The 21,618-nt window shown below is 67.8% G+C and carries 18 protein-coding genes; 8 read left to right on the top strand and 10 right to left on the bottom strand.

What is annotated here, in order from left to right:
• Positions 1 to 9: 9 nt before the first annotated feature.
• Genes ACFRAH_RS15605 through ACFRAH_RS15595 form a run of 3 tightly spaced genes read right to left on the bottom strand, consistent with a single transcriptional unit; the run spans position 10 to position 3,597 of the window.
• Entirely contained in the window at positions 10 to 921 is a 912-nt protein-coding gene (locus tag ACFRAH_RS15605) for a MaoC family dehydratase (RefSeq protein WP_377991815.1), read from the bottom strand.
• Positions 918 to 2,252 (bottom strand): 3-oxoacyl-ACP reductase, encoded by a 1,335-nt coding sequence (locus ACFRAH_RS15600; RefSeq protein WP_377991814.1) that lies wholly within the window; start codon positions 2,250 to 2,252, stop codon positions 918 to 920. The genes ACFRAH_RS15605 and ACFRAH_RS15600 overlap by 4 nt, the downstream gene beginning before the upstream one ends.
• Entirely contained in the window at positions 2,245 to 3,597 is a 1,353-nt protein-coding gene (locus tag ACFRAH_RS15595; RefSeq protein ID WP_377991813.1) for an acetyl-CoA C-acetyltransferase, read from the bottom strand. The genes ACFRAH_RS15600 and ACFRAH_RS15595 overlap by 8 nt, the downstream gene beginning before the upstream one ends.
• Positions 3,598 to 3,706: 109 nt before the next feature.
• Here ACFRAH_RS15595 and ACFRAH_RS15590 point away from each other — a divergent pair, with 109 nt between their 5' ends.
• Both ACFRAH_RS15590 and ACFRAH_RS15585 read left to right on the top strand, forming a co-directional pair.
• Positions 3,707 to 4,345: a TetR family transcriptional regulator gene (locus ACFRAH_RS15590; protein ID WP_377991889.1), complete on the top strand. Its 639-nt coding sequence runs from the start codon at positions 3,707 to 3,709 to the stop codon at positions 4,343 to 4,345.
• Between the two features lie 86 nt (positions 4,346 to 4,431).
• Positions 4,432 to 6,510 (top strand): acyl-CoA dehydrogenase, encoded by a 2,079-nt coding sequence (locus ACFRAH_RS15585; protein WP_377991812.1) that lies wholly within the window; start codon positions 4,432 to 4,434, stop codon positions 6,508 to 6,510.
• 69 nt (positions 6,511 to 6,579) lie between these two features.
• Here the strand turns inward: ACFRAH_RS15585 and glgA are convergent, their stop codons facing one another.
• The gene (gene glgA, locus ACFRAH_RS15580; protein ID WP_377991811.1) at positions 6,580 to 7,776 is read right to left on the bottom strand and encodes a glycogen synthase; all 1,197 of its coding nucleotides are present in this window, start codon (positions 7,774 to 7,776) and stop codon (positions 6,580 to 6,582) included.
• A gap of 99 nt (positions 7,777 to 7,875) precedes the next feature.
• On the opposite strand from glgA, the gene glgC reads away from it, so the two are divergent.
• From glgC to ACFRAH_RS15560, 4 genes are all read left to right on the top strand, one after another.
• Positions 7,876 to 9,291 (top strand): glucose-1-phosphate adenylyltransferase, encoded by a 1,416-nt coding sequence (gene glgC / locus ACFRAH_RS15575; protein ID WP_377991810.1) that lies wholly within the window; start codon positions 7,876 to 7,878, stop codon positions 9,289 to 9,291.
• Between the two features lie 74 nt (positions 9,292 to 9,365).
• A complete protein-coding gene (locus ACFRAH_RS15570; protein WP_377991809.1) occupies positions 9,366 to 10,817 on the top strand; it encodes an SDR family NAD(P)-dependent oxidoreductase in 1,452 nt (483 codons plus the stop codon).
• 71 nt (positions 10,818 to 10,888) lie between these two features.
• Complete coding sequence (locus ACFRAH_RS15565) at positions 10,889 to 11,350, top strand: pyridoxamine 5'-phosphate oxidase family protein (protein WP_377991808.1); 462 nt, start codon at positions 10,889 to 10,891, stop codon at positions 11,348 to 11,350.
• 97 nt (positions 11,351 to 11,447) lie between these two features.
• Complete coding sequence (locus ACFRAH_RS15560; protein WP_377991807.1) at positions 11,448 to 11,930, top strand: pyridoxamine 5'-phosphate oxidase family protein; 483 nt, start codon at positions 11,448 to 11,450, stop codon at positions 11,928 to 11,930.
• A 51-nt stretch (positions 11,931 to 11,981) separates the two neighbouring features.
• On the opposite strand, the gene ACFRAH_RS15555 is transcribed toward ACFRAH_RS15560, so the two are convergent.
• The 3 genes from ACFRAH_RS15555 to ACFRAH_RS15545 are packed head-to-tail and all read right to left on the bottom strand — an operon-like array spanning position 11,982 to position 15,347.
• On the bottom strand, positions 11,982 to 12,833 hold the full coding sequence (locus ACFRAH_RS15555) for a transglutaminase N-terminal domain-containing protein (protein WP_377991806.1): 852 nt from the start codon (positions 12,831 to 12,833) through the stop codon (positions 11,982 to 11,984).
• Complete coding sequence (locus ACFRAH_RS15550) at positions 12,830 to 13,756, bottom strand: alpha-E domain-containing protein (RefSeq protein WP_076803004.1); 927 nt, start codon at positions 13,754 to 13,756, stop codon at positions 12,830 to 12,832. The genes ACFRAH_RS15555 and ACFRAH_RS15550 overlap by 4 nt, the downstream gene beginning before the upstream one ends.
• The gene (locus tag ACFRAH_RS15545; protein ID WP_377991805.1) at positions 13,749 to 15,347 is read right to left on the bottom strand and encodes a circularly permuted type 2 ATP-grasp protein; all 1,599 of its coding nucleotides are present in this window, start codon (positions 15,345 to 15,347) and stop codon (positions 13,749 to 13,751) included. The genes ACFRAH_RS15550 and ACFRAH_RS15545 overlap by 8 nt, the downstream gene beginning before the upstream one ends.
• 154 nt (positions 15,348 to 15,501) lie before the next feature.
• Between ACFRAH_RS15545 and ACFRAH_RS15540 the strand changes: the two genes are divergently transcribed.
• On the top strand, positions 15,502 to 16,524 hold the full coding sequence (locus tag ACFRAH_RS15540) for a YeiH family protein (RefSeq protein ID WP_377991804.1): 1,023 nt from the start codon (positions 15,502 to 15,504) through the stop codon (positions 16,522 to 16,524).
• A 55-nt stretch (positions 16,525 to 16,579) separates the two neighbouring features.
• On the top strand, positions 16,580 to 19,237 hold the full coding sequence (gene pepN / locus ACFRAH_RS15535) for an aminopeptidase N (protein ID WP_377991803.1): 2,658 nt from the start codon (positions 16,580 to 16,582) through the stop codon (positions 19,235 to 19,237).
• Here the strand turns inward: pepN and ACFRAH_RS15530 are convergent.
• The 3 genes from ACFRAH_RS15530 to ACFRAH_RS15520 form a co-directional block, all read right to left on the bottom strand.
• The gene (locus ACFRAH_RS15530) at positions 19,196 to 20,290 is read right to left on the bottom strand and encodes a biotin/lipoate A/B protein ligase family protein (RefSeq protein ID WP_377991802.1); all 1,095 of its coding nucleotides are present in this window, start codon (positions 20,288 to 20,290) and stop codon (positions 19,196 to 19,198) included. The two genes, pepN and ACFRAH_RS15530, sit on opposite strands and share 42 nt — an antisense overlap.
• A gap of 82 nt (positions 20,291 to 20,372) precedes the next feature.
• Positions 20,373 to 20,630: a type B 50S ribosomal protein L31 gene (locus ACFRAH_RS15525; protein WP_003802336.1), complete on the bottom strand. Its 258-nt coding sequence runs from the start codon at positions 20,628 to 20,630 to the stop codon at positions 20,373 to 20,375.
• 169 nt (positions 20,631 to 20,799) lie between these two features.
• The gene (locus ACFRAH_RS15520; RefSeq protein ID WP_377991801.1) at positions 20,800 to 21,609 is read right to left on the bottom strand and encodes a TrmH family RNA methyltransferase; all 810 of its coding nucleotides are present in this window, start codon (positions 21,607 to 21,609) and stop codon (positions 20,800 to 20,802) included.
• Positions 21,610 to 21,618: the final 9 nt, after the last annotated feature.

Below are 21,618 nucleotides of genomic sequence, written 5' to 3'. Positions count from 1 at the left end.
GCCGTGTATTTATAGAGCCGACACTGTGCCGCTGAAGTGCTTCCGGCCGGACCGCGGACTCCAGGCCACATAGTCGGACCGCAGCCAGCCGCCCTCCCTGGACTCCGCCGTCGAAATGTCCAGCGCCACGCGTGCGGGAAGGAACACCGGAGCCTCGAACACCGTCTCCCAGTGGAAGGCGTCGCCCTTGACGGAGCCCACGTCTGCCAGCGCCCTCGACGCGAGGTACATGCCGTGGGCGATGGACCGGCGCAGGCCCAGGGCTTTGGCGGACAGCACGCTCAGGTGGATCGGGTTGAAGTCCCCGGAGACGGCGGCGTAAGCGCGGCCGGTGTCCACCCCAAGGTGCCAGAGCGCCGTGGGATCCGGTGCCGAGAAGCCCTGGGGCGTGGCCGCCGCCGACGCCTTGTCGATGCCCGGCAGGAACGCCCCCTTGGCAAGATACGTGGACACACCGCACCAGGACACTGTGTCTTCACCTGATGCCCGGACCTCCACCGCGATATCCACCTGGGTTCCGGACCGGTGTGCCCGGAGGGTCTCGGCCCGTGCCACGATGTCCAGCGGTTCAGTGAAGCTGACCGGTCTCCGGTACTCAATCACGTTGCGCAGATGGATCATGCCCAGCAGAGGCAGCGGAAAGTCGTCGCGGTTCATGACGCTCATTGCCACCGGGAACGCCAGCGCATGGATGAACCCGGCCGGCAGCACGTCACTGGCGGTTTCTCCCAGCAGGTGCTGGTACGCCGTAAGGGTTTCGACGTCGGGACGGACGTCCCGGACTTCGTGGCTGACGGCGGGAAGCACGGCGGTGGTGTGCGAGCCCAGGATCCGGCGCCGGGCCGCAATGGCTGCCGCGTTCACATAGAGCTTGGAGAGCGACGGCATCTCCCCCAGGATGAGGGGCTGGCCGCCCGTCATGCCCCCACCAGGTTTTGTCCGCATACCCTCAGCACCTCTCCGGAAATGCCGCCGGCGGAATCGCCCGCGAGGAAGGAAATGGCCTCGGCAACGTCACCGGGCTGCCCGCCCTGCTGCAGGGAATTCAGGCGCCGGGCAATCTCCCGGGTGGCGAAGGGAATCCGCGCCGTCATCTCTGTCTCAATGAACCCGGGCGCCACGGCATTGATTGAACCGCCGTACTCCGCCAGCAGGGGCGCGGTGGCCCGGACCATGCCCATGACGCCGCCCTTTGAGGCCGCGTAGTTGGTCTGGCCCCTGTTGCCGGCTATGCCGCTCGTGGAGGCCACCGAGACGATGCGGGGTGAGGAGCGGAAGTGCTCGGAGGCGAGAAGCGCCTCATTGATGCGCAGCTGGGCCGCGATGTTTACGTCAATCACCGACCCCCACTTCGACTGGTCCATGTTGACCAGCAACTTGTCCCGGGTGATACCGGCATTGTGCACCACGATGTCGAGCCGCCCGTGGCGGTGCACGGCGTGGTCGATGATGCGTTGGCCGGCTTCGTCCCGCGTGATGTCCAGCTGCAGCGCGGTGCCGCGGATGCCGTTGGCCACCTCCGCCAGGTGTTCCCCCGCAGCGGGAACGTCCACCGCCACGACGGTGGCGCCGTCACGGTGCAGGGTCCGGGCAATGGCCGCGCCGATGCCCCGGGCCGCGCCGGTCACAACGGCGACTTTTCCTGCAAGCGGTGCGTCGGCGTCGTCGGGCAGGCGGCCTTCCCCGGAACTGACACGGACGAACTGGCCGTCCACGAATGCTGACCGGCCGGAGAGGAAGAAGCGCAGGGCTCCCAGCGCCGAGGGGGCGGTGGGGCTGACGTCCTCTGCCAGGACGATGCCGTTGCCGGTGGCGCCGGCGCGCAGTTCCTTGGCCAGGGACCGCAGCAGCCCGTCCACGCCCTGCCGTGCGGCGGCCGTGGCGGGTGTTCCGCCGGGCACGCGAGAGACAGTCACCACCCGTCCGCCGGGGGCGAGGTCGCGGATTGACGGCGCCGCCGCCAGGACCGGCCGCTCCAGGTCGCCGGGGGCTTCGATCGCGTCGAGGACCAGCACGATGCCGCCCAGCTTTTCCTTGGGGACAGCGTGGCGGCGGACGTCCAGGCCCCACGAAAGCAGCGCAGCCGCGATCCCGTCGGCACCGGATCCGGCGCCTCCAACCAGGACCGGGCCTTCGACCAGAGGCTGGCCCTGCCGGTAGCGCCGCAGCTCGGTCGGCTGCGGCAGGCCGAGCTTCCGGGCCACATCCCGTCCGAGGCCATGGCTGACCAGCCTTGCATAGGTGTCAGTCATGGAGGTCCCCCGTGGTGGTTCCTTCCGTGTACGCCTGGAGCAGCGCCACGACGCCCTGGCCGCCGGCGGCGCAGACGGACACGAGTCCCAGGGCTGGGCGCCCTCCCGCGCTGCCCTTTTCGTGGAGCATCTTGGCGAGCGTTGCCACAATGCGTCCGCCCGTGGCAGCGAACGGGTGCCCGGCAGCCAGGGAAGATCCGTTGACGTTCAGCCTGGACCGGTCGACCTTGCCAAAGGCGCCGTCCAGGCCGAGGCGCTCGCGGCCGAACTTTTCGTCCTCCCAGGCGGCGAGCGTGCTCAGCACCGTTCCGGCGAAGGCTTCATGGATCTCGAAGAAGTCGATGTCATCCAGGGTCAGCCCGTTGCGTGCCAGCAGGCGCGGGACGGCAAACACCGGCGCCATGAGCAGCCCGTCCTTGCCGTGGACGAAATCCACGGCGGCGGCCTCGCCGTCCAGGACTGTGGCGAGCTTGGGCAGGTCGTGCGCGTCGGCCCACTCCTCCGAGGCCAGCAGCACCGTGGAGGCGCCGTCCGTCAGGGGTGTGGAGTTGCCCGCCGTCATGGTGGCTTCCGAGCCGAGGCTCCTGCCGAACACGGGCTTCAGGGACGCCAGCTTCTCCAGGCTCGTGTCCGGCCTGAGGTTGGAGTCCCGGGTGAGCCCGCGGTACGGCGTGAGGAGATCGTCGAAGAAGCCGGCGTCGTAGGCCGCCGCGAGGTTCCGGTGGCTGCCGAGGGCGAGCTCGTCCTGGGCCTCGCGGGAGATGTTCCACTGTGCCGTGGTCAGGGCCTGGTGTTCCCCCATCGACAGGCCGGTCCTGGGCTCGCCGGTGTTGGGCGCGTCCGGGGCGAGGTCCTTGGGGCGCAGCCGGGCGAGGATCTGCAACCGCTGCGGGAGCGTCTTGGCGCGGCTGAGGTCCAGCAGCACCTCGCGGAGGCCTTCACTGACGGCAATCGGTGCATCCGAGGCGGAGTCCACGCCGCCGGCGATGGCGGATTCCAGCTGGCCGAGTTTGATCTTGTTGGCCAGGCCGAGCACTGTTTCCAGGCCCGTGGCGCAGGCCTGCTGCAGGTCATACGCAGGCGTTTCCGGTGACAGCGCCGAGCCAAGGACCGCCTCGCGCGTCAGGTTGAAGTCCCGGGAATGCTTCAGGACGGCGCCCGCGGCCACCTCGCCGATGCGCTCCTCCTGCAGCCCGAAGCGGGCGATCAGCCCATCCAGCGCTGCGGTGAGCATGTCCTGGTTGGACGACTTGGTGTAGGCGCCGCCGGTCCGGGCGAACGGGATCCTGTTGCCGCCGACCACCACGGCTTTCCGCACGGCTTGGGGCTGTCCATCCACGGGCATGAGCTATCTCCTTCGATCCGGCTGGTTATCGATACCCAGCGTACCTGATACGCTGGGTATCGTGAACTCGATTCCCCCTGCCGTGTCCCCGGACTCCTCCCCGGAACCCGTGGACGGCCGTGCCTCGCGCTGGCAGGAGCACCGGGAAGAGCGCCGGCGCGAACTCATCAAAGCGGCCCGGCGGGCAGTGCACTCCCTCGGCAGCGACGCGTCCATGGAGGACATCGCCGCGGCGGCCGGAACGTCGAAGTCGGTGTTCTACCGCTACTTCGGCGACAAGGCCGGCCTGCAGCAGGCCGTGGGGGAAGTGGTGCTGCGACAGATGCAGCAGCGCATCAAAGAGGCGGCGCAGAGTGCGCAGACGCCCCGGGAGGGCCTGTTCGCCATGGTCTCGGCGTATCTCCAGATGGCTGAAACCAGCCCCAACGTCTACACGTTCGTGACCCGGTACTCCGCTGCGGAGTCCGACGGCGGTCCCACCTCGATCACGACGGCAGGAGCGCTTGGCCACTTCTTTGACGCCATCGCGGACATGATTGCCACCCCCATGCGGAGCCATCTCGGCGAGGGCAAGGAGTCGGTCATCGGCTACTGGCCCAACGCCGCCATCGGCCTGGTGCGCAACGCCGGTGAGCAGTGGCTGGCCAGTCCGGACTCGCCCGCCAAGCCGGACCAGGAAATCATGGCGCGGCAAATCACCGACTGGCTGTGCGTCGGCATTGCACCGGAACTGACGGACGTTCAATAGCGCCGGGACCGGCCGGAACCAACGAGGGATCAGAACCAACAACGGAACAGAACCAACAACGGAACAGAATCAACGAAGGGAACGACATGACTGACGTAGCGGACCGCCCGGCGGGCACCACCACACCTTCAGCAGCCCCGCCGGCAGCCCCGTTGCCCGCCGTCGACGTCGCGGCCCTGGGTGAGCTGCTCCTGGGAAAGTGGGCCGGCGTCCGCCGGCAAGCGCGTGACCTGGCAGGGCGCGGAGAGCTCCACAAAACGGAGGGGCTGACGCACACGGAACACCGGGCGCGCACCTTCGGGCAGCTGAAGCACCTGGTGGACAGCGGCGCCGTCCACCGCGCCTTCCCTGCCAGATTCGGCGGGTCGGACGACCACGGCGGCAACATCGCCGGCTTCGAGGAACTGGTCACCGCAGACCCGTCCCTGCAGATCAAGGCCGGTGTGCAGTGGGGCCTGTTCGGCTCTGCCGTGATGCACCTCGGCACGGAAGAACACCACGAGAAGTGGCTGCCGGGCATCATGAACCTCGACATCCCGGGCTGCTTCGCGATGACCGAAACCGGACACGGCTCCGACGTCGCCAGCATCGCCACCACGGCAACCTACGATCCTGGCGCGCAGGAGTTCGTAATCCACACCCCGTTCCGCGCCGCGTGGAAGGACTACATCGGCAATGCCGCCATCGACGGCCTCGGCGCCGTGGTGTTCGCCCAGCTGGTGACACGCGGGGTCAACCACGGAGTGCATGCGTTCTACGTGGACCTGCGCGACCCTGCCACCAAGGCGTTCCTGCCGGGGATAGGCGGCGAGGACGACGGCGTGAAGGGCGGCCTCAACGGCATCGACAACGGCAGGCTGCACTTCGACCACGTCCGCATCCCCCGCACCAACCTGCTCAACCGCTACGGCAATGTCGATACCGACGGAACTTACACCTCGCCCATCGCCAGTCCCGGTCGCCGCTTCTTCACCATGCTGGGCACGCTGGTGCAGGGCCGTGTGAGCCTGGACGGCGCCGCCGTCGCCGCCTCGAAGCTCGCCTTGAAGACGGCCATCACCTACTCGACCGAACGCCGGCAGTTCAACGCCTCGTCCCCCATCGAGGAGGAGGTGCTGCTGGACTATCAGCGGCACCAGCGCCGGCTCTTCACCCGGCTGGCAACCACGTACGCGGCGGGCTTTGCCCACGAGCAGCTGCTGGAAAAGCTGGACGACGTCTTCTCCGGCGCCCACGATTCCGACGAGGACCGCCAGGACCTGGAAACCCTGGCTGCGGCGCTGAAACCGCTGAGCACCTGGCATGCACTGGATACCCTGCAGGAATGCCGCGAGGCCTGCGGCGGTGCGGGGTTCCTGATCGAAAACCGCTTCGCCTCGCTGCGCGCCGACCTCGATGTCTATGTCACCTTCGAAGGTGACAACACCGTGCTGCTGCAGCTGGTGGCCAAGCGGCTGCTGGCCGATTACGCCAAGGAATTCCGCAGCGCCACGTTCGGCGTGCTGGCACGGTATGTGGTCAACCAGGCCGCAGGGACCGCCGTCCACCGCACCGGCCTGCGCCAGGTGGCGCAGTTCATGGCCGACAACGGCTCAGTCCAGAAGGCCGCGATTGCCCTTCGCGACGAGGAAAGCCAGCGCGCACTGCTCACCGACCGCGTTCAGACGATGGTTGCCGACGCCGCCTCCGCCCTCAGGGGCGCCAGCCGGCTGCCGCAGCGCGAAGCGTCCGCCCTGTTCAACCAGCACCAGGACGAGCTCATCGACGCCGCCCGGGCGCACGCCGAACTCCTGCAGTGGGAGGCCTTCACCGAGGCGCTGGGCAAGGTCACCGACCCGGGCACCAAGGCCGTGCTGACCTGGCTCCGGGACCTGTTCGGGCTGTCCCTGATCGAGAACAGCCTCTCGTGGTACCTGATGAACGGACGGCTCTCGATGCAGCGGGCACGGACTGTGGGAGGCTACATCAACCGGCTCCTGGTCAAGCTGCGTCCGCATGCGGTGGACCTTGTGGACGCCTTCGGCTACGGTCCGGCCCACCTGCGCGCCGCCATCGCCACCGGCGCCGAAAAGATCCGGCAGGACGAGGCTCGCGCGCACTACCGGGTGCAGCGGGCCAGCGGAACGGCTCCCGTACCCGAGAAGTCGCTCGCGCCGCAGCGCTAGAAAACACAAAGACCGACGGCGGGGCCCTCCCAAGGAGGGTCCCGCCGTCGGGCGTTTTGTTACGTGACGCTAGCTGAGGACGGAACGGTAGACGTCGAGTGTGGTCTGGGTGATCGACTCCCAGGAGAAGTGTTCCTCGGCGCGCTTGCGGCCGGCCTGGCCCATCGCGCGGGCACGCTCGGGGTCCGACACAACCTCGGTGAGGGCCGCGGCAAACTCGCTGACGAACTTCTCCGGATCCAGCGGAGTGCCGGTTCCGTCCGTCACCTGTTCGAGTTCCACGAGCAGGCCGGTCTCGCCATGGCTGACCACCTCGGGGATGCCGCCGGTTGCGCTGGCCACGACGGCGGCGCCGCATGCCATCGCTTCGAGGTTCACGATGCCGAGCGGCTCGTAGATGGAGGGGCAGGCGAAAGCGGTGGCGTGGCTCAGGACCTGGATCAGCTCATTGCGGGGAAGCATGCGCTCGATCAGCACAACGCCGCTGCGCTGGCTCTGCAGCTCCTCGATCAGCCGGGCGGTCTCGGCTGCGAGTTCCGGCGTGTCCGCCGCACCCAGGCAGAGGACCAGCTGCACGTCCGCCGGGAGCTTGGCGGCGGCCCGGAGCAGGTACGGGACGCCCTTCTGCCGGGTGTTGCGCCCAACAAACACCACGCTCGGGCGGGAGGGGTCGATCCCCAGGGTGCGGATGACGTCGTCGTTCTCGTCGCGGTTCCACAGGCTCACGTCGATCCCGTTGTGCACCACCTTGACCTTGGCGGGGTCGACCTCCGGATAGCTGCGAAGGATGTCCTGGCGCATGCCCTCGGACACAGCGATGATGGCCGCGGCTGCTTCATAGGCGGTCTTCTCCACCCACGAGGACAGGGCGTAGCCGCCACCCAGCTGCTCCGCCTTCCAGGGGCGCAGCGGCTCCAGGCTGTGGGCGCTGAGGACGTGCGGGATGCCGTGCAGCAAGGACGCCAGGTGGCCCGCCATGTTGGCGTACCACGTGTGCGAATGCACCAGGTCCGCGCCCGCAACGTCGGGGACGATGCGCAGGTCCACGCCGAGGGTCTGTACGGCGGCGTTGGCGGCCCCGAGGTCCTCCGGCACCGAGTAGGAGGTCACTGACGCGCCATGGTAGTCGGCATCCCGGGGCGCACCAAAGGCACGCACCTGGAGGTCGACATGCTTGGCCAGGACCCGGCTCAGCTCGGCAACGTGGACACCCGCGCCGCCATAGATTTCCGGCGGGAATTCTTTAGTCACAATGTCTATTCGCACGTTACCCAAGGTAGTCGTTACGGTGGAACTGTTCTAGTGTGAAGAAAGTCCGGACAAACCGGATTTTTTGGGGAGATACGAAGGCGTACAGGAGCGATCATGCCGTCAACAAAGAAAGTCCTCGCCATTGTCCTCGCAGGAGGCGAGGGCAACCGACTGATGCCGCTGACGGCAGACAGGGCCAAACCTGCCGTGCCCTTTGCCGGCAGTTACCGGCTTATCGATTTCGCGCTGTCCAACCTCGTCAACTCCCGCTACCTGCAGATCGTGGTGCTGACGCAGTACAAGTCCCACAGCCTTGACCGCCACATTTCCGAGACCTGGCGCATGTCAACCCAGCTCGGCAACTACGTCGCTTCCGTTCCGGCCCAGCAGCGCGTGGGCAAGAGCTGGTTCCTGGGCAGCGCCAACGCGATCTACCAGTCCTTGAACCTGATCCACGATGCCAACCCCGACATCGTCGTCGTGGTGGGCGCCGACCACGTGTACCGCATGGACTTCTCCCAGATGGTCGAACAGCACGTCAAGAGCGGCGCCAAGGCCACCGTCGCCGCCGTCCGCCAGCCGCTGAACATGGCCAACCAGTTCGGCGTCATCGAGGTGGATTCCGAAGACCCCCAGAAGATCGCGGCGTTCGTGGAGAAGCCCGCCTCCACCCCGGGTCTCGCAGCGGACCCGACCCAGTTCCTGGCCTCCATGGGCAACTACGTCTTCGACGCCGACGCCCTGGTGGACGCGCTCCACGTGGACGCCGAACGCCTCGATACCAAGCACGACATGGGCGGGGACATCATCCCCTACTTCGTCAACCAGGGGCAGGCAGGCGTCTATGACTTCACCCTCAACGACATCCCCGGCTCCACCGAGCGGGACCGGACGTACTGGCGCGACGTAGGTACCATCGACTCCTTCTACGAGGCGCACACGGACCTGATCTCGCCGCTGCCGGTGTTCAACCTGTACAACTCCGAATGGCCCATTTACACCCGCCAGAGCATCTCCCCGCCTGCCAAGTTCGTCCGCGGTGACAACAACACGGTGGGAACCGCACTGGATTCCATCGTGGCCAGCGGCGTGGTCATCTCCGGCGGCATCGTGGAGGGCTCGGTGCTCTCCAACGACGTCTACGTCGGTTCGGGCAGCCGGGTCATCGACTCGGTGCTCATGGACAAGGTCCACATCGGCAAAGGCGCCGTGGTGCGCCGGGCCATCATTGACAAGAACGTCAAGGTTCCCGCAGGTGCCGCCATCGGCCTGGACCCGGAGCTGGACCGCGCCCGAGGTTTCAAGGTGACGGACTCCGGCATCACAGTGCTTTCCAAGTTCCAGCCCGTTCCCGAGCCGGACGAGGCAGAACGCGCGCTGTCCGCCGCCAACCTGCACCTCGTGCCGGACGCCATCAAGGCCGCCACCGAGCACCTGCCCGAGGTCCGCAGCTCTGTGGAGCAGGTGGGCAAGGTCCAGGCGGCTGCCGTCGGCGCTGACTCCCCGTCGCAGCAGTCCGTCCGTTCCTGACCCCACAGTTCCTGGAGGGTTCCGGTAATTTCCGGAGGCAGGCCTGACGCTCCACAGGCTGTAAAATCAGACCAATGAGCTCCGCCGATCTGACGCCTGAAGAGATTCAGGCCTGCCTCAAGGTTTTGAACACCATCCACGTCTACGACGAGGAACACCCCGACTACGTCTCGGTGCGCCGCGCCACCGGCAAAATGTTCAAGGCCGTCAAGCGGCACCGCCGCGTCACCAAGCGCGACCTGATCGCCGAAGCGGACCGCGCCGTGCTGGCCCAGACTGCCACTGCCGCGCCCGACCGGATCGACGACGAGACGCGCGGCAACAAACTCGCACCATCCGCCACGGGCAAGATTGCCGGCCACCTCATCAGGTCCCGGCCCTGCTACATCTGCAAGCAGCACTACACACAGGTGGACGCCTTCTACCACCAGCTGTGCCCCGAGTGCGCGGCCTTCAGCCACTCCAAGCGCGATGCCCGCACCGACCTCACCGGCCGGCGCGCCCTCCTCACCGGCGGCCGGGCCAAGATCGGCATGTACATCGCCCTGCGGCTGCTGCGCGACGGCGCGCACACCACCATCACCACGCGTTTCCCCAAGGACGCCGCGCGCCGCTTCGCCGCCATGGAGGACAGCGGGGAATGGCTGCACCGCCTGAAGATCGTTGGCATTGACCTCCGCGACCCGTCGCAGGTCATGGCCCTCACCGATGACCTCAACGCCGCCGGGCCGCTGGACATCATCATCAACAACGCCGCCCAGACGGTCCGCCGTTCCGGCAACGCCTACAAGCCGTTGGTGGACGCCGAGGATGAGCCGCTCCCTGCAGCCCTGGAGGCCGCCAACGGAGGCCCGGAGCTGGTCACTTTTGGCCACGCCCACGACAAGCACCCGCTCGCCATTGCCAGCAGTGTCACCGAACACCCGGTCCTGGCCGGCGATGCCGTGACGTCCCTGGCCCTGTCCACCGGCTCGGCGTCGCTGGAGCGGATCGCGGCCGGCACAGCCATCGACGCCGGCGGCCTGGTCCCGGACCTCGCCACCATCAACAGCTGGACCCAGGTGGTGGACGAGGTGGACCCGCTGGAGATGCTCGAGGTGCAGCTGTGCAACGTCACTGCGCCCTTCCTGCTGGTCAGCCGGCTACGCGACGCCATGAAGCGCTCCACCGCACGGCGCAAGTACATCGTCAACGTCACCGCCATGGAGGGCCAGTTCTCGCGGGCCTACAAGGGTCCCGGGCACCCGCACACCAACATGGCCAAGGCGGCGCTGAACATGATGACCCGGACCAGCGCCCAGGAAATGCTGGAGACCGACGGGATCCTCATGACCGCCGTCGACACCGGCTGGATTACCGACGAACGGCCGCACTACACCAAGGTCCGGCTGATGGAGGAAGGCTTCCACGCGCCCCTGGACCTGGTGGACGGCGCGGCCCGGGTCTACGACCCCATCGTCAGGGGCGAAGAGGGTGAAGACCGGTACGGGGTGTTCCTGAAGGACTACAAGCCCAGCCCCTGGTGACCCCTGCCTGGGCCGCGCCGGTCCTCGCGTGGTGCCTCGCGGCTGCCGTTGCGGTTTCGTAGCATGGGTTCATGAACAGTGCACCCGAGGACAGCAGGCTCACCTTCGACCAGTGCTGGGACCTGCTCGCCGCTGCAGTGGTTGGCCGGCTCGCAATTGTGGTGGACGGGCATCCGGAGATATTTCCCGTCAATTTCGTCACCGAACGCCGCAGCATCGTGTTCCGTACGGCCAGTGGGACCAAGTACTGGGAAACGGCCAGGGAATCCGCCGCCGCTTTCGAGATCGACGGCTACGATGCGGACAGCCAGGAAGCCTGGAGCGTCATGGCACGCGGCACCACCGCAGTCGTGGACAGCGATACGGAGCAGGCTGCGGCGGACGCGCTGGGGCTGGAGCCCTGGGAACCCGGCGAGAAGTCCCACTACGTCCGCCTGTCACCCCAGGTGCTGACCGGCCGCCGCTTCCGGGTTGCTGCTCCGCACATCTGGAGCACCCGGCTCGAGGACCAGCGCAGGGCATCGTTCGAGTAGCGGGCCGTCCTGACCGCGGGCTCCCCTGACCTGGCCCGGCAGACCGGCTCATCGTGCGCTCTGGCAGCCCGGAACCTGCCGGCGTAGGCTCTGGTCCATGACCAACGTGCAGCCCACCGACGCTTCCCAACACTCCGTCGAGCACCTCGATTCCGGCCAGTGTTGGGGCCTGCTCCGGCAGGTCTCCGTGGGCCGGCTGGCCGTCTGGGTCGATGACCATCCGGACATGTTTCCGCTGAACTACACGGTTGACCACGGCACCCTGGTGTTCCGCACCGCCGAAGGCACCAAACTGGGCGGCGCCCTCGGGGAGGCGCCCGTGGCACTGGAAGCCGACGGCGTGGATGCCGATACCGGAATGGCCTGGAGCGTGGTGGTCAAGGGCAGGGCGGCAGCCCTCAAGGGCACCGAGGAGATCCTGGATTCCGCGTCCCTGTTCCTGTTCCCGTGGCAGGCAGGGCAGAAGGACCACTTCGTCCGGATCACGCCGGACACGGTCACCGGCAGGCGGTTCAAGGTCACCCCGCCGGTGACGTGGTGGACCCAGCTCAGCGGCGCAGTGAAGTCCTCGCCGGAGTGACGGCCGGTGGCGGCTGTAGCCCGGGAGTACAGCTGGAGCCGCGCGGTACAGCTACGCCAGGCGGGTAATCTCCACGCTGACGCTCAGGTTGGATCCCCCGCCGCCGGACAGGATACCCTTCAGTGGCGGCACGTCGCGGTAGTCGCGGCCGCGGGCCACCGTCACATGGAAGTCGCCGGCCGGCTTGTGGTTGGTCGGATCCCAGCTGCGCCATTCCCCATCCCACCATTCCAGCCACGCGTGGGACTGGCCGGCCACCGTCTCGCCGATGTCCGCCGTCGACCTTGGGTGCAGGTAACCGGACACGTACCGGGCCGGGATGCCGCAGCTGCGCAGGGAACCAATGGCGAGGTGGGCCAGGTCCTGGCACACGCCCTGGCGCTGGGTCCAGGCCTCCTCCGCGTTGGTGGTCACGCCGGTGGTGCCCTTCATGTAGGTCATTTCGCCGCGCAGCCAAGCGAAGATGGCCATCGCCGCCTCGTGCGGGTTCTTGCCCTCGACCACGCCGGGGAGAAGGCCAAGGACTTCCTCCCCCGGGCCGGTCAGCTGGGACTGCGGCACCCAGTCGCTGAACTGGTTGAGTGTCTCCGGCGAGGCGAGGTCGTCCCAGCCCACAATGTCGGTCTCGGAGGGAACGCGTACGGCACGGTGGACCTCCACCGTGGTGGTGGAGAGCACTTCCAGGCTCTCGTGCGGCATTTGCATGTCGAACGCGGTGACCCTGGTGCCCCAGTAGTCGCGGTAGCTGCTGACGGCCGCCTGCGACGGCGTGACCTTCATGGAGGACTCCAGCACCACCTGCTGGGGGTCCGTCAGCGGCGTCATGCGGGCCTCGTTGTAGGAGAGCGTCACGCGCCGCTTGTACTTGTAGCCGGTCCTGTGGACGATGCTCAGCCGGGTCATGAAACTTCTCCCACCCAGGCCAGTTCATCCGCCTGATTGAAGTACTTACGGGAAATGGCGTCCGACGCCTGGGCAACGGCCTTCTGGACGCGCTCCATGTGCTCCGGAAGCTCGGACATGAGGTCGTCCGTGCGGTGGAACTCCAGGAAGGTGCGCGCCTGGCCCACGATCCGGCGGGCATCGTTGATGAAGCCCACGCGCTGCGCCGTCGGATCCAGCTTGGCAAGGCAATCGTCGGCGTCGCGCAGCGCGTAGACGATGGAGCGCGGAAACAGCCGGTCCAGCAGGAGGAACTCTGCCGCGTGCTGGTCGCCGAACGCCGCCCGGCGGGTGCGCAGGAAGGACTCATAGGCGCCCGCGCAGCGGAGCATGTTCACCCAGGACATGCCTGCGGAGAGGACATCCCGGGTGGAAAGCATCCGGGCGGTCATGTCGGCCCGCTCCAGCGAACGCCCCAGTGCCAGGAAGAGCCAGCTGTCGTCGTGGCTGACGGTGGTGTCGGCCAGGCCGCTGACCATGGCTGTGCGCTCGAGCACCCAGTGACAGAAGCGGTAGGTGCCCACCACGTCCTTGCGGTGCTGGTTCAGCCCGTAATAGGTGGTGTTCAGGCTTTCCCAGAGGCCGGAGGAGACCGTCTCGCGGGCGCGCCGGGCGTTTTCGCGGGCAGCACCGAGCGACCCCGCAATGGACGTGGCGCTGTGCTTGTCATAGGCGAGGGCGTGGAGCAGTTCCTCCAGCCCGAAGTCCTCGCTCTGCGGGCGCGCACCCATGACGCCCAGCAGTTCACGGGCAACGCTGCGCCGCTCCTCCGTGGGCAGATGGTTCAGGCGCTCCAGGTGGACGTCAAGGATGCGGGCCGTGCCGTCGGCCCGCTCAACGTAGCGGCCGATCCAAAACAGGGACTCGGCAATTCGGCTAAGCATTCTCGGTTACCTCCTGCGGATCAGAAATCTGCTGCTGCTGCTGCTGTTCCGACTGCCGGTCGCGCCAGTTGCTCTCGACCGGCCACACGGAGACCCGCTCGCGGACGGTGACGGACTGCCGTGGCACCCGCTCCACCGGCACCTGCGGCGAACCGGCCAGCACCCAGGTGTCCTTCGACCCGCCGCCCTGGCTCGAATTCACGATCAGCGACCCTTCCTTCAGGGCAACGCGGGTGAGCCCGCCGGGCAGCACCCAGACGTCGTCGCCGTCGTTGACCGCGAACGGCCGGAGGTCAACGTGCCGGGGACCGAACTTGTCCCCGCTGAGCGTGGGCACGGTGGAGAGCTGCAGCACCGGCTGCGCGATCCAGCCGCGCGGATCGGCAATGATGCGCTTGCGCAGCGCGTCGAGCTCCTCCTTGGACGCGTCCGGGCCGATCACCAGGCCCTTGCCGCCGGAGCCGTCCACAGGCTTGACCACGAGTTCGTCCAGCCGGTCCAGGACGTGCTCACGGGCGTCCTTCTCCTCCAGCCGGAAGGTGTCCACGTTGGCGATCACCGGTTCCTCGCCAAGGTAGTAACGGATCAGGTCCGGAACGTAGCTGTAGACGAGCTTGTCGTCCGCCACACCGTTGCCCACCGCGTTCGCGATGGTGACGCCGCCGGCGCGGGCGGCATTGACCAGCCCAGGGCAGCCGAGCATGGAGTCGGAACGGAACTGCAGGGGGTCGAGGAAGTCGTCGTCGATGCGCTTGTAGATGACGTCCACGCGCTGCTCGCCCGCGGTGGTGCGCATATACACGCGGTTCCCGCGGCAGATGAGGTCGCGGCCTTCCACGAGCTCCACGCCCATCAGGCCTGCCAGCAGGGTGTGCTCGAAGTAGGCGCTGTTGAAGACGCCGGGGGTCAGCACCACCACGGTGGGGTCGTCCACGCCCGACGGCGCCGTCTTGCGCAGGGCGGACAGCAGCCGCCGCGGGTATTCCTCCACCGGCCGGATGGGCTGCTGGCCGAACGCCTCGGGCAGGCCCTTTGCCATGGCCCGGCGGTTCTCCAGCACGTAGCTCACGCCGGACGGCACACGGACGTTGTCCTCCAGGACCCGGAACGTTCCCGCGGCGTCCCGGACCACGTCGATGCCGGAGATGTGCACCCGCACGCCGCCGGCAGGTTCGAAGCCGTGCACGGCGCGGTGGAAATGCGCGCTGGTGGTGATCAGCTGGCGCGGGATCACGCCGTCGGACACCACGGTCATCTTGTCGTAGACGTCGTTCAGGAACGCCTCCAGGGCGCGCACCCGCTGCGCGACGCCGCGCTCCAGCACGTCCCACTCGCTGGCGGGAATGACGCGCGGGACGATGTCCAGCGGAAACGGCCGCTCCTCCCCCGCGAAGTCGAAGGTCACGCCGCGGTCCAGGAACGTCCTCGCCATCGAGTCCGCCCGCGCGCTGACATCTGCCAGGGACAGCTGCCGCAGGGCGCCCGCAACCTGGCCATACGACTGGCGCGCCTTTTGCCCGGCGGCAAACATCTCGTCGTAGGCGCCGGTGCGGCCGGCAGCCTCGGAGTAATCCTGGAATAGGTCAGACATGGTCATTAGCCAACCACCTTTTTGTTGCGAATTCATTTCCCGTCCCGCCCTGGCGTGTTGGCGGGACTTCCGGTTGGTCTTTGGCGTCACGGTCCGGCAAGGTTGGGAGGTGCCAGACTTCCGACTCCCGCCGCCGCTGCTGCAGTTACGCGGGATGACGCATCAGAACCTTACCCGGATTCTGCCCGGCCTGCTGACCGCGGTGGTGGCGCTGGCCTTCGCGTTCGCAATCCATGGCACTGTTCCGGCGCTTCCGGCCATGACGCTGGCCGTGGTGCTGGGCCTGCTGGCGGCCAATTTGCCCGTTACGGCGGTGTGGACGGCCGGCCGGGCGCGGCCGGGGCTGGACTTTGCCGGCAAGCACCTGATGCGCGGCGGCATCGTGCTGTTGGGGCTGAAGGTGAGCCTCTCGGACGTGCTGGGACTGGGCTGGCTGGCCCTCCTGCTCATCGCGGGCGTGGTGGTGGCCAGCTTCGCAGGAACCTATGGAATTTCCCGTCTGTTCCGGCTCCCCGCCGACACTGCGCTGCTGATCGCCACCGGGTTCTCCATTTGCGGCGCCTCGGCGATCGGCGCGATGGCCGCCGTGCGGCGGATCAGCCACCGGAACACCGTGCTGCCCGTAGCGCTGGTGACGCTGTGCGGAACGCTGGCCATCGGCGTGCTCCCGCTGCTGGTTCACCCCCTGCACTTAAGCGCCGAGGCCTTCGGCGCGTGGACCGGCGCGTCCGTCCACGACGTCGGACAGGTGGTGGCCACAGCGCAAACCGCGGGTCCGGCGGCACTGTCCCTCGCCGTCGTCGTCAAGCTCACCCGCGTGATCCTGCTGGCTCCCCTAGTGGCCATCGCCGGGGCAGAGCAGCGGATCCGGCACCGCCGCCAGGCAGGGGGCCGTGCCGGCCGAGCCGAGGGCAGGCCCCCGGTGGTCCCGCTGTTCGTCGTCGGATTCATCGCGATGGTGGCGCTCCGCTCCAGCGGCTGGCTCTCCGCGGGCTGGCTGGAGGCAGCGGCGGGCCTGCAGGACGTGCTGCTGGGCGCTGCCCTCTTCGGCCTCGGGTCGGCGGTGCGCATCCGCACCCTGCTGCACACCGGGGCGCGGGCCCTGCTCGCGGCCCTCGCAGCATGGCTGCTGATCGCGGTCCTCGGCCTGGCAGCCGCGCTCCTCATGGTCCCATAGCTTCCCGCCGGCACCAGCCCGCGCTCAGTACCAGCCCGCATGATTCAATAGCTGGGTGCCGAATCAGAATCTCCAGCGCAGCGAAGCGGCAGAGCGTTCCGCCCTGATCACCACCCACAGCTACGACATCGCGCTCGACGTCCGCAGCGCACCGGATCCGGACACTGCCGGATACACCAGCCGGAGCACCGTTGCGTTCTCGGCGTCGCAGCCCGGGGCGTCCACCTTCCTGGACTTCATCGCCGCGGACGTGCACAGCGTGGTCCTGAACGGCGTGCAGCTGGCGGTTTCGGATGTGGTGGACGGGGCACGGATCCGGCTGGCCAACCTGCAGGCGGAGAACCGGGTGACGGTGACCGGAACCGCCCTGTACAGCAGCTCGGGCGAAGGCATGCACCGGTTCTTCGACCCGGCCGACGGGCAGTGCTACCTCTACACCCAGTACGAACCCGCTGACGCCCGCCGGGTGTTCGCGAACTTCGAACAGCCCGACCTCAAGGCCCGGTTCACCTTCTCCGTCACTGCACCGGCAGGCTGGGAGGTGGCCTCCAACGGCGCCGAGGCGGCGCGCCTGCCGCTGGCGGACGACGCCGGGGCGTCCCGCTGGGATTTCCAGCCCACCCTGCCCATGTCCACCTACATCACTTCCGTGCTGGCCGGCCCCTACTTCAAGGCCGAGGACCACTGGAGCAGGACGGGCGACGGCGGGACGCGCCTTGATGTTCCGCTGGCCCTTTACTGCCGGGCTTCCATGGCGCCCTCGTTCGACGCCGCCGAACTGTTCAGCCTCACCAAGCAGGGCCTGGAATTCTTCAACGGGCTCTTCGACTACCCGTATCCCTGGGGCAAGTACAGCCAGGCATTCGTGCCCGAATACAACCTCGGGGCCATGGAGAACCCCGGCCTGGTCACCTTCAGCGAGAACTACGTGTTCACCTCGCGGGCCGCCGACTCCCAGTACCAGGGCCGCGCCAACACCCTGCTGCACGAGATGGCCCACATGTGGTTCGGGGACCTCGTCACCATGCGGTGGTGGGACGACCTGTGGCTGAAGGAATCCTTCGCGGACTACATGGGCACCCTCGGCGTGGACCGCGCCACGGACTGGGACACCGCGTGGGTCAACTTCGCGAACAGGCGCAAGGCCTGGGCGTATGTCCAGGACCAGCTGCCCACCACCCACCCGATCGTCGCCGACATCCCGGACCTCGAGGCGGCCAAGCAGAACTTCGACGGCATCACCTACGCCAAGGGCGCCTCAGTCCTGAAACAGCTCGTGGCCTACGTGGGCTTCGATGCCTTCATCGCCGGTTCGCGGCAGTACTTCCGGGACCACGAGTACGGCAACACGACGCTGGCGGACCTGCTCGGCGCCCTCAGCGCGGCGTCCGGCCGCGACCTCGCGGAATGGGCCAGGCAGTGGCTCCAGACCTCGGGCATCTCCACGCTCCATGCGGAGGTGGAGCTTGCGGAGGCTGGCGGGACCGTGCTCAAGCGCGTCACCCTGCTGCAGGATGCCGCCGATCCGGTTACCGGCCGGCAGGAGCCGCGCCCGCACCGGCTGCGCATTGGCCTGTACAACTTTGACGCCGCCGGGATGCTGGTCCGGACTGACTCTATGGAGACGGACCTGACCGGGGAGACCACGGACATCGGCGCCCTGTCAGGGAAAGCCCGGCCGGCCCTGCTCCTGGTCAATGACGAGGACCTGAGCTACGCCAAGGTCCGGCTCGACCCCGTCTCCGAGGCCACCGTCCGTTCCTCGCTGGACCGGATCAGCGATCCGATGGCCCGCGCGCTGTGCTGGTCCGCGCTGTGGGACTCAGCCCGGGATGGTATTGCACCGGCTTCGCAGTACGTGGACGCCGTCCTCCGGGTTGCCTCAGCCGAATCGGGAATCGGTGTCCTGCTGAACATCCTGGGCAACGCCACCGTGGCCCTTGAACAGTATGTGCCGGCCGGGGAACGCGAAGCCCTTCGGAAGTCCTTTGCCGAGGGCGCGGCACGGGAGCTGCACGCGGCCGAACCCGGCTCCGACCAGCAGCTCGCCTGGGCCAGGACACTCGCCACGGTGACCCGGACCGAGGGCAGCATGGCCGGACTCGTGCGCGGCCTGCTGGACGGCAGCGAGCGGGTGCCGGGGCTGGCCGTGGACGCTGAACTCCGCTGGAGCCTGTGGCACGCGCTGGCCGCGCGGGGCCAGGCAACGGAGCAGGAGCTCGACGCCGAACTGGCCAGGGACACCACAGCCTCCGGGCGGGCCGGCCACGCCATGGCGCTGGCCGCGCGGCCCGAGGCGGCGGTCAAGGCCGCGGCCTGGGACGCCGCAGTCCGCGGGAGGGAACTGTCCAACGAGCTGCTCAGCGCCACCATCGCCGGGTTCAACACGGCGTCAGAGGAGCTGCTGGACCCGTTTGTGGAGCCCTACTTCGAGTGCCTGGAAACTGTGTGGGCGGAGCGGAGCATCGAAATCGCCAGCCGGATTGTGCGCGGGCTCTACCCGGCGGTCCGGGACCTGGGCCCGGCCGGAACTCCCGAGGACCATCAGGTGGTGGCGCGCACCGACCGCTGGCTCTCCGAGCACCCGGACGCGCCGCGTGCCCTGCGAAGGATCATCATCGAACAACGGAGCCACCTGGTCCGGTCGCTGACGGCACAGGCACTGTCTGTCTCAGGGCACCCGGTGCAGCCAGGCCTCCGCGCCGAACTTTGATGCGACGCGTTCCCGGGCTGTCTCCAGTTCCCGGGCCGTGATCTCCGACGGCGTGGCCCCGTAGCGCTCCGCGAAGACCTCCATCATGGCTGCCACGATTTCGGCGCGGGCCAGGCCGGTCTGGCGGCGCAGCGGGTCCACGCGTTTCTTGGCGCTGGTGGTTCCCTTGTCGGAGAGCTTTTCCTTGCCGATCCTGAGTACTTCCACCATCTTGTCGGCGTCGATGTCGTAGCTCATGGTCACGTGGTGCAGCATGCCTCCGTTGGCCAGCCGCTTCTGGGCCGCCCCGCCGATTTTGCCCTGGCTGGTGGCGATGTCGTTGAGCGGGACGTAGAAGGCGTCGATGCCGAGCTTCTTCAGCGCCGCCATGACCCATGCGTCCAGGAAGGCGTAGGAGTCGGCGAAGCTGATGCCGTCCACGAGGGTCTGGGGCAGGTAAAGCGAGTAGGTAATGCAGTTGCCCGCCTCCATGAACATCGCTCCCCCGCCGCTGATGCGGCGGACCACCGTGATGCCGTGCCGGGACACGCCGTCGGGATGCACCTCATTGCGGTAGGACTGGAAGCTGCCGATCACCACCGACGGTTCCTCCCAGTCCCAGAAGCGGATGGTGGGGTGGCGGCGGCCGGCGCCGACCTCCTCGGTGAGCACCTCGTCCAGCGCCACGTTCAGGTGCGTGGGCAGCACGGTGGGCGCGATGATGTTCCAGTGGTGGTCCGTCCATGCCGTGGCCTTGGCCAGCGCCCTGCGCACGGCGACGGCCACGGCGTCGGCCGAGAAGCCGAACAGGACGGCGTCCTCCGGCAGGGAGGCCCCAACGGCGGCGGCGATGTCGGCCGCCGTCGAACTTTCCGGCAGTCCCCTAAGTGCTGCGTTGATGGCCAGCAGGGCCTCATCGGGTTCGAGGAAGAAGTCCCCGCTCACGGAGACATCCGCCAGGGCACCGTCCTCGACGTCGAGGTCCACCACCACGAGCTTGCCGCCCGGGACCTTGTACTCGCCGTGCAGCCCCCGGGCTGCCCCCTCGATTGCAGAACTTGGCGTGGCAGTCATGCCTTCCATCCTGCCCCACAAACGCGAAAAGCCCGCGCCGTTGCCGGTGCGGGCTTTCCAAAGAACCTTGGGGAGAAGTGAATTACTTCTTGCCGCCGAAGCCCTTGAAGCGAGCGTTGAAGCGCTCGACGCGGCCTGCGGAGTCCATGATGCGCTGCTTGCCCGTGTAGAACGGGTGGGACTCGGAGGAGATTTCGACGTCGATGACCGGGTAGGTGTTGCCGTCTTCCCACTCGATGGTCTTCGAGGAAGACACGGTGGAGCGGGTCAGGAACTTCGTGCCGGAGGCCAGGTCGTTGAAAACAACAGCTTCGTACTTCGGGTGGATATCAGACTTCATAATGGGACCTTTTGTTCACGCAGCTGGATTTTGCCAGTTGCCAGGTATGAATGGGATGGCTTTCATCCGTGCTTGGGCCGTTCGGAAGGACAGCGAAAAACACAGTGGAACCAGCTATCAATCATAGCGGATAGTGGCGGAAACCAACGAACCCGCCGCACCCACCTGGTCAGGCCCGCGGCCGCAGCTCCCAGAATGCGACGGCTGACGCCGCCGCCACGTTGAGTGAGTCCACGCCGGCGCGCATCGGGATCTTCACCGCGAGGTCGACGGCGGCCAGCGTCCCGGCGCTCATGCCGGCACCTTCCGTGCCCAGCACCAGGGCGAGCCGCTCCGGGTTGCTTGCGGCCAGCTGGTCCAGGTCCACGGCGTCGTCGGTGAGTTCCATGGCGGCTACGGTGAAGCCCTGCTCCTTGAGGAGTGTCAGGTCCTGCGGCCAGCTGTCCAGCCTTGCCCACGGCACCTGGAACACGGTGCCCATGCTGACACGGACGCTGCGGCGGTACAGCGGATCGCCGCAGCGGGGCGAGACCAGGACGGCATCGACGTCCAGCGCCGCTGCCGAGCGGAAGATCGCGCCCACGTTGGTGTGGTCCACGATGTCCTCGAGGACCGCCACGCGCCGGGCTCCCGCCAGCAGTTCCGGCAGCGGGACCGGCGCCGGGCGGTGCATGGCGGCCATGGCTCCGCGGTGGAGGTGGAAGCCGGTGATTTCCTCCAGGAGGCCGGCGCTGCCGATGTACGCGGGAACGTCGGGGTACTGCTCGAAGATGTCCGTCAGGTCCTCAACCCACTTCTCGGCCAGGAAGAAGGACCGGGGCTGGTGTCCGGCGGCGAGGGCGCGCCGGAGGACGCGGGAGGATTCGGCGATGTACATGCCCTCGGCGGGTTCGCGGAGCTTCCGCAGGTGCACGTCCGTCAGCTGGGTGTAGTCGGCGACGCGCGGATCCGCGGCGGACTCAAGGTAATGGAAAGTCACCGGGCAGTC

Origin of the sequence: Arthrobacter sp. NPDC056727 (assembly GCF_042790555.1) — a bacterium.
Lineage (GTDB): Bacteria > Actinomycetota > Actinomycetes > Actinomycetales > Micrococcaceae > Arthrobacter.
Note: the sequence above shows the minus strand (reverse complement) of the source record. Positions and strands in the feature narration are given on the sequence as shown.

Coding starts and splice junctions, on each gene's coding strand:
- ACFRAH_RS15595 (WP_377991813.1), bottom strand. CDS start 3,597: ATGCCCGTGGATGGACAGCCCCAAGCCGTGCGGAAAGCCGTGGTGGTC.
- glgC (WP_377991810.1), top strand. CDS start 7,876: ATGCCGTCAACAAAGAAAGTCCTCGCCATTGTCCTCGCAGGAGGCGAG.
- ACFRAH_RS15540 (WP_377991804.1), top strand. CDS start 15,502: ATGACGCATCAGAACCTTACCCGGATTCTGCCCGGCCTGCTGACCGCG.
- ACFRAH_RS15560 (WP_377991807.1), top strand. CDS start 11,448: ATGACCAACGTGCAGCCCACCGACGCTTCCCAACACTCCGTCGAGCAC.
- ACFRAH_RS15525 (WP_003802336.1), bottom strand. CDS start 20,630: ATGAAGTCTGATATCCACCCGAAGTACGAAGCTGTTGTTTTCAACGAC.
- ACFRAH_RS15565 (WP_377991808.1), top strand. CDS start 10,889: ATGAACAGTGCACCCGAGGACAGCAGGCTCACCTTCGACCAGTGCTGG.
- ACFRAH_RS15545 (WP_377991805.1), bottom strand. CDS start 15,347: ATGTCTGACCTATTCCAGGATTACTCCGAGGCTGCCGGCCGCACCGGC.
- ACFRAH_RS15585 (WP_377991812.1), top strand. CDS start 4,432: ATGACTGACGTAGCGGACCGCCCGGCGGGCACCACCACACCTTCAGCA.
- ACFRAH_RS15555 (WP_377991806.1), bottom strand. CDS start 12,833: ATGACCCGGCTGAGCATCGTCCACAGGACCGGCTACAAGTACAAGCGG.
- ACFRAH_RS15550 (WP_076803004.1), bottom strand. CDS start 13,756: ATGCTTAGCCGAATTGCCGAGTCCCTGTTTTGGATCGGCCGCTACGTT.
- ACFRAH_RS15600 (WP_377991814.1), bottom strand. CDS start 2,252: ATGACTGACACCTATGCAAGGCTGGTCAGCCATGGCCTCGGACGGGAT.
- ACFRAH_RS15530 (WP_377991802.1), bottom strand. CDS start 20,290: ATGACTGCCACGCCAAGTTCTGCAATCGAGGGGGCAGCCCGGGGGCTG.
- ACFRAH_RS15605 (WP_377991815.1), bottom strand. CDS start 921: ATGACGGGCGGCCAGCCCCTCATCCTGGGGGAGATGCCGTCGCTCTCC.
- ACFRAH_RS15570 (WP_377991809.1), top strand. CDS start 9,366: ATGAGCTCCGCCGATCTGACGCCTGAAGAGATTCAGGCCTGCCTCAAG.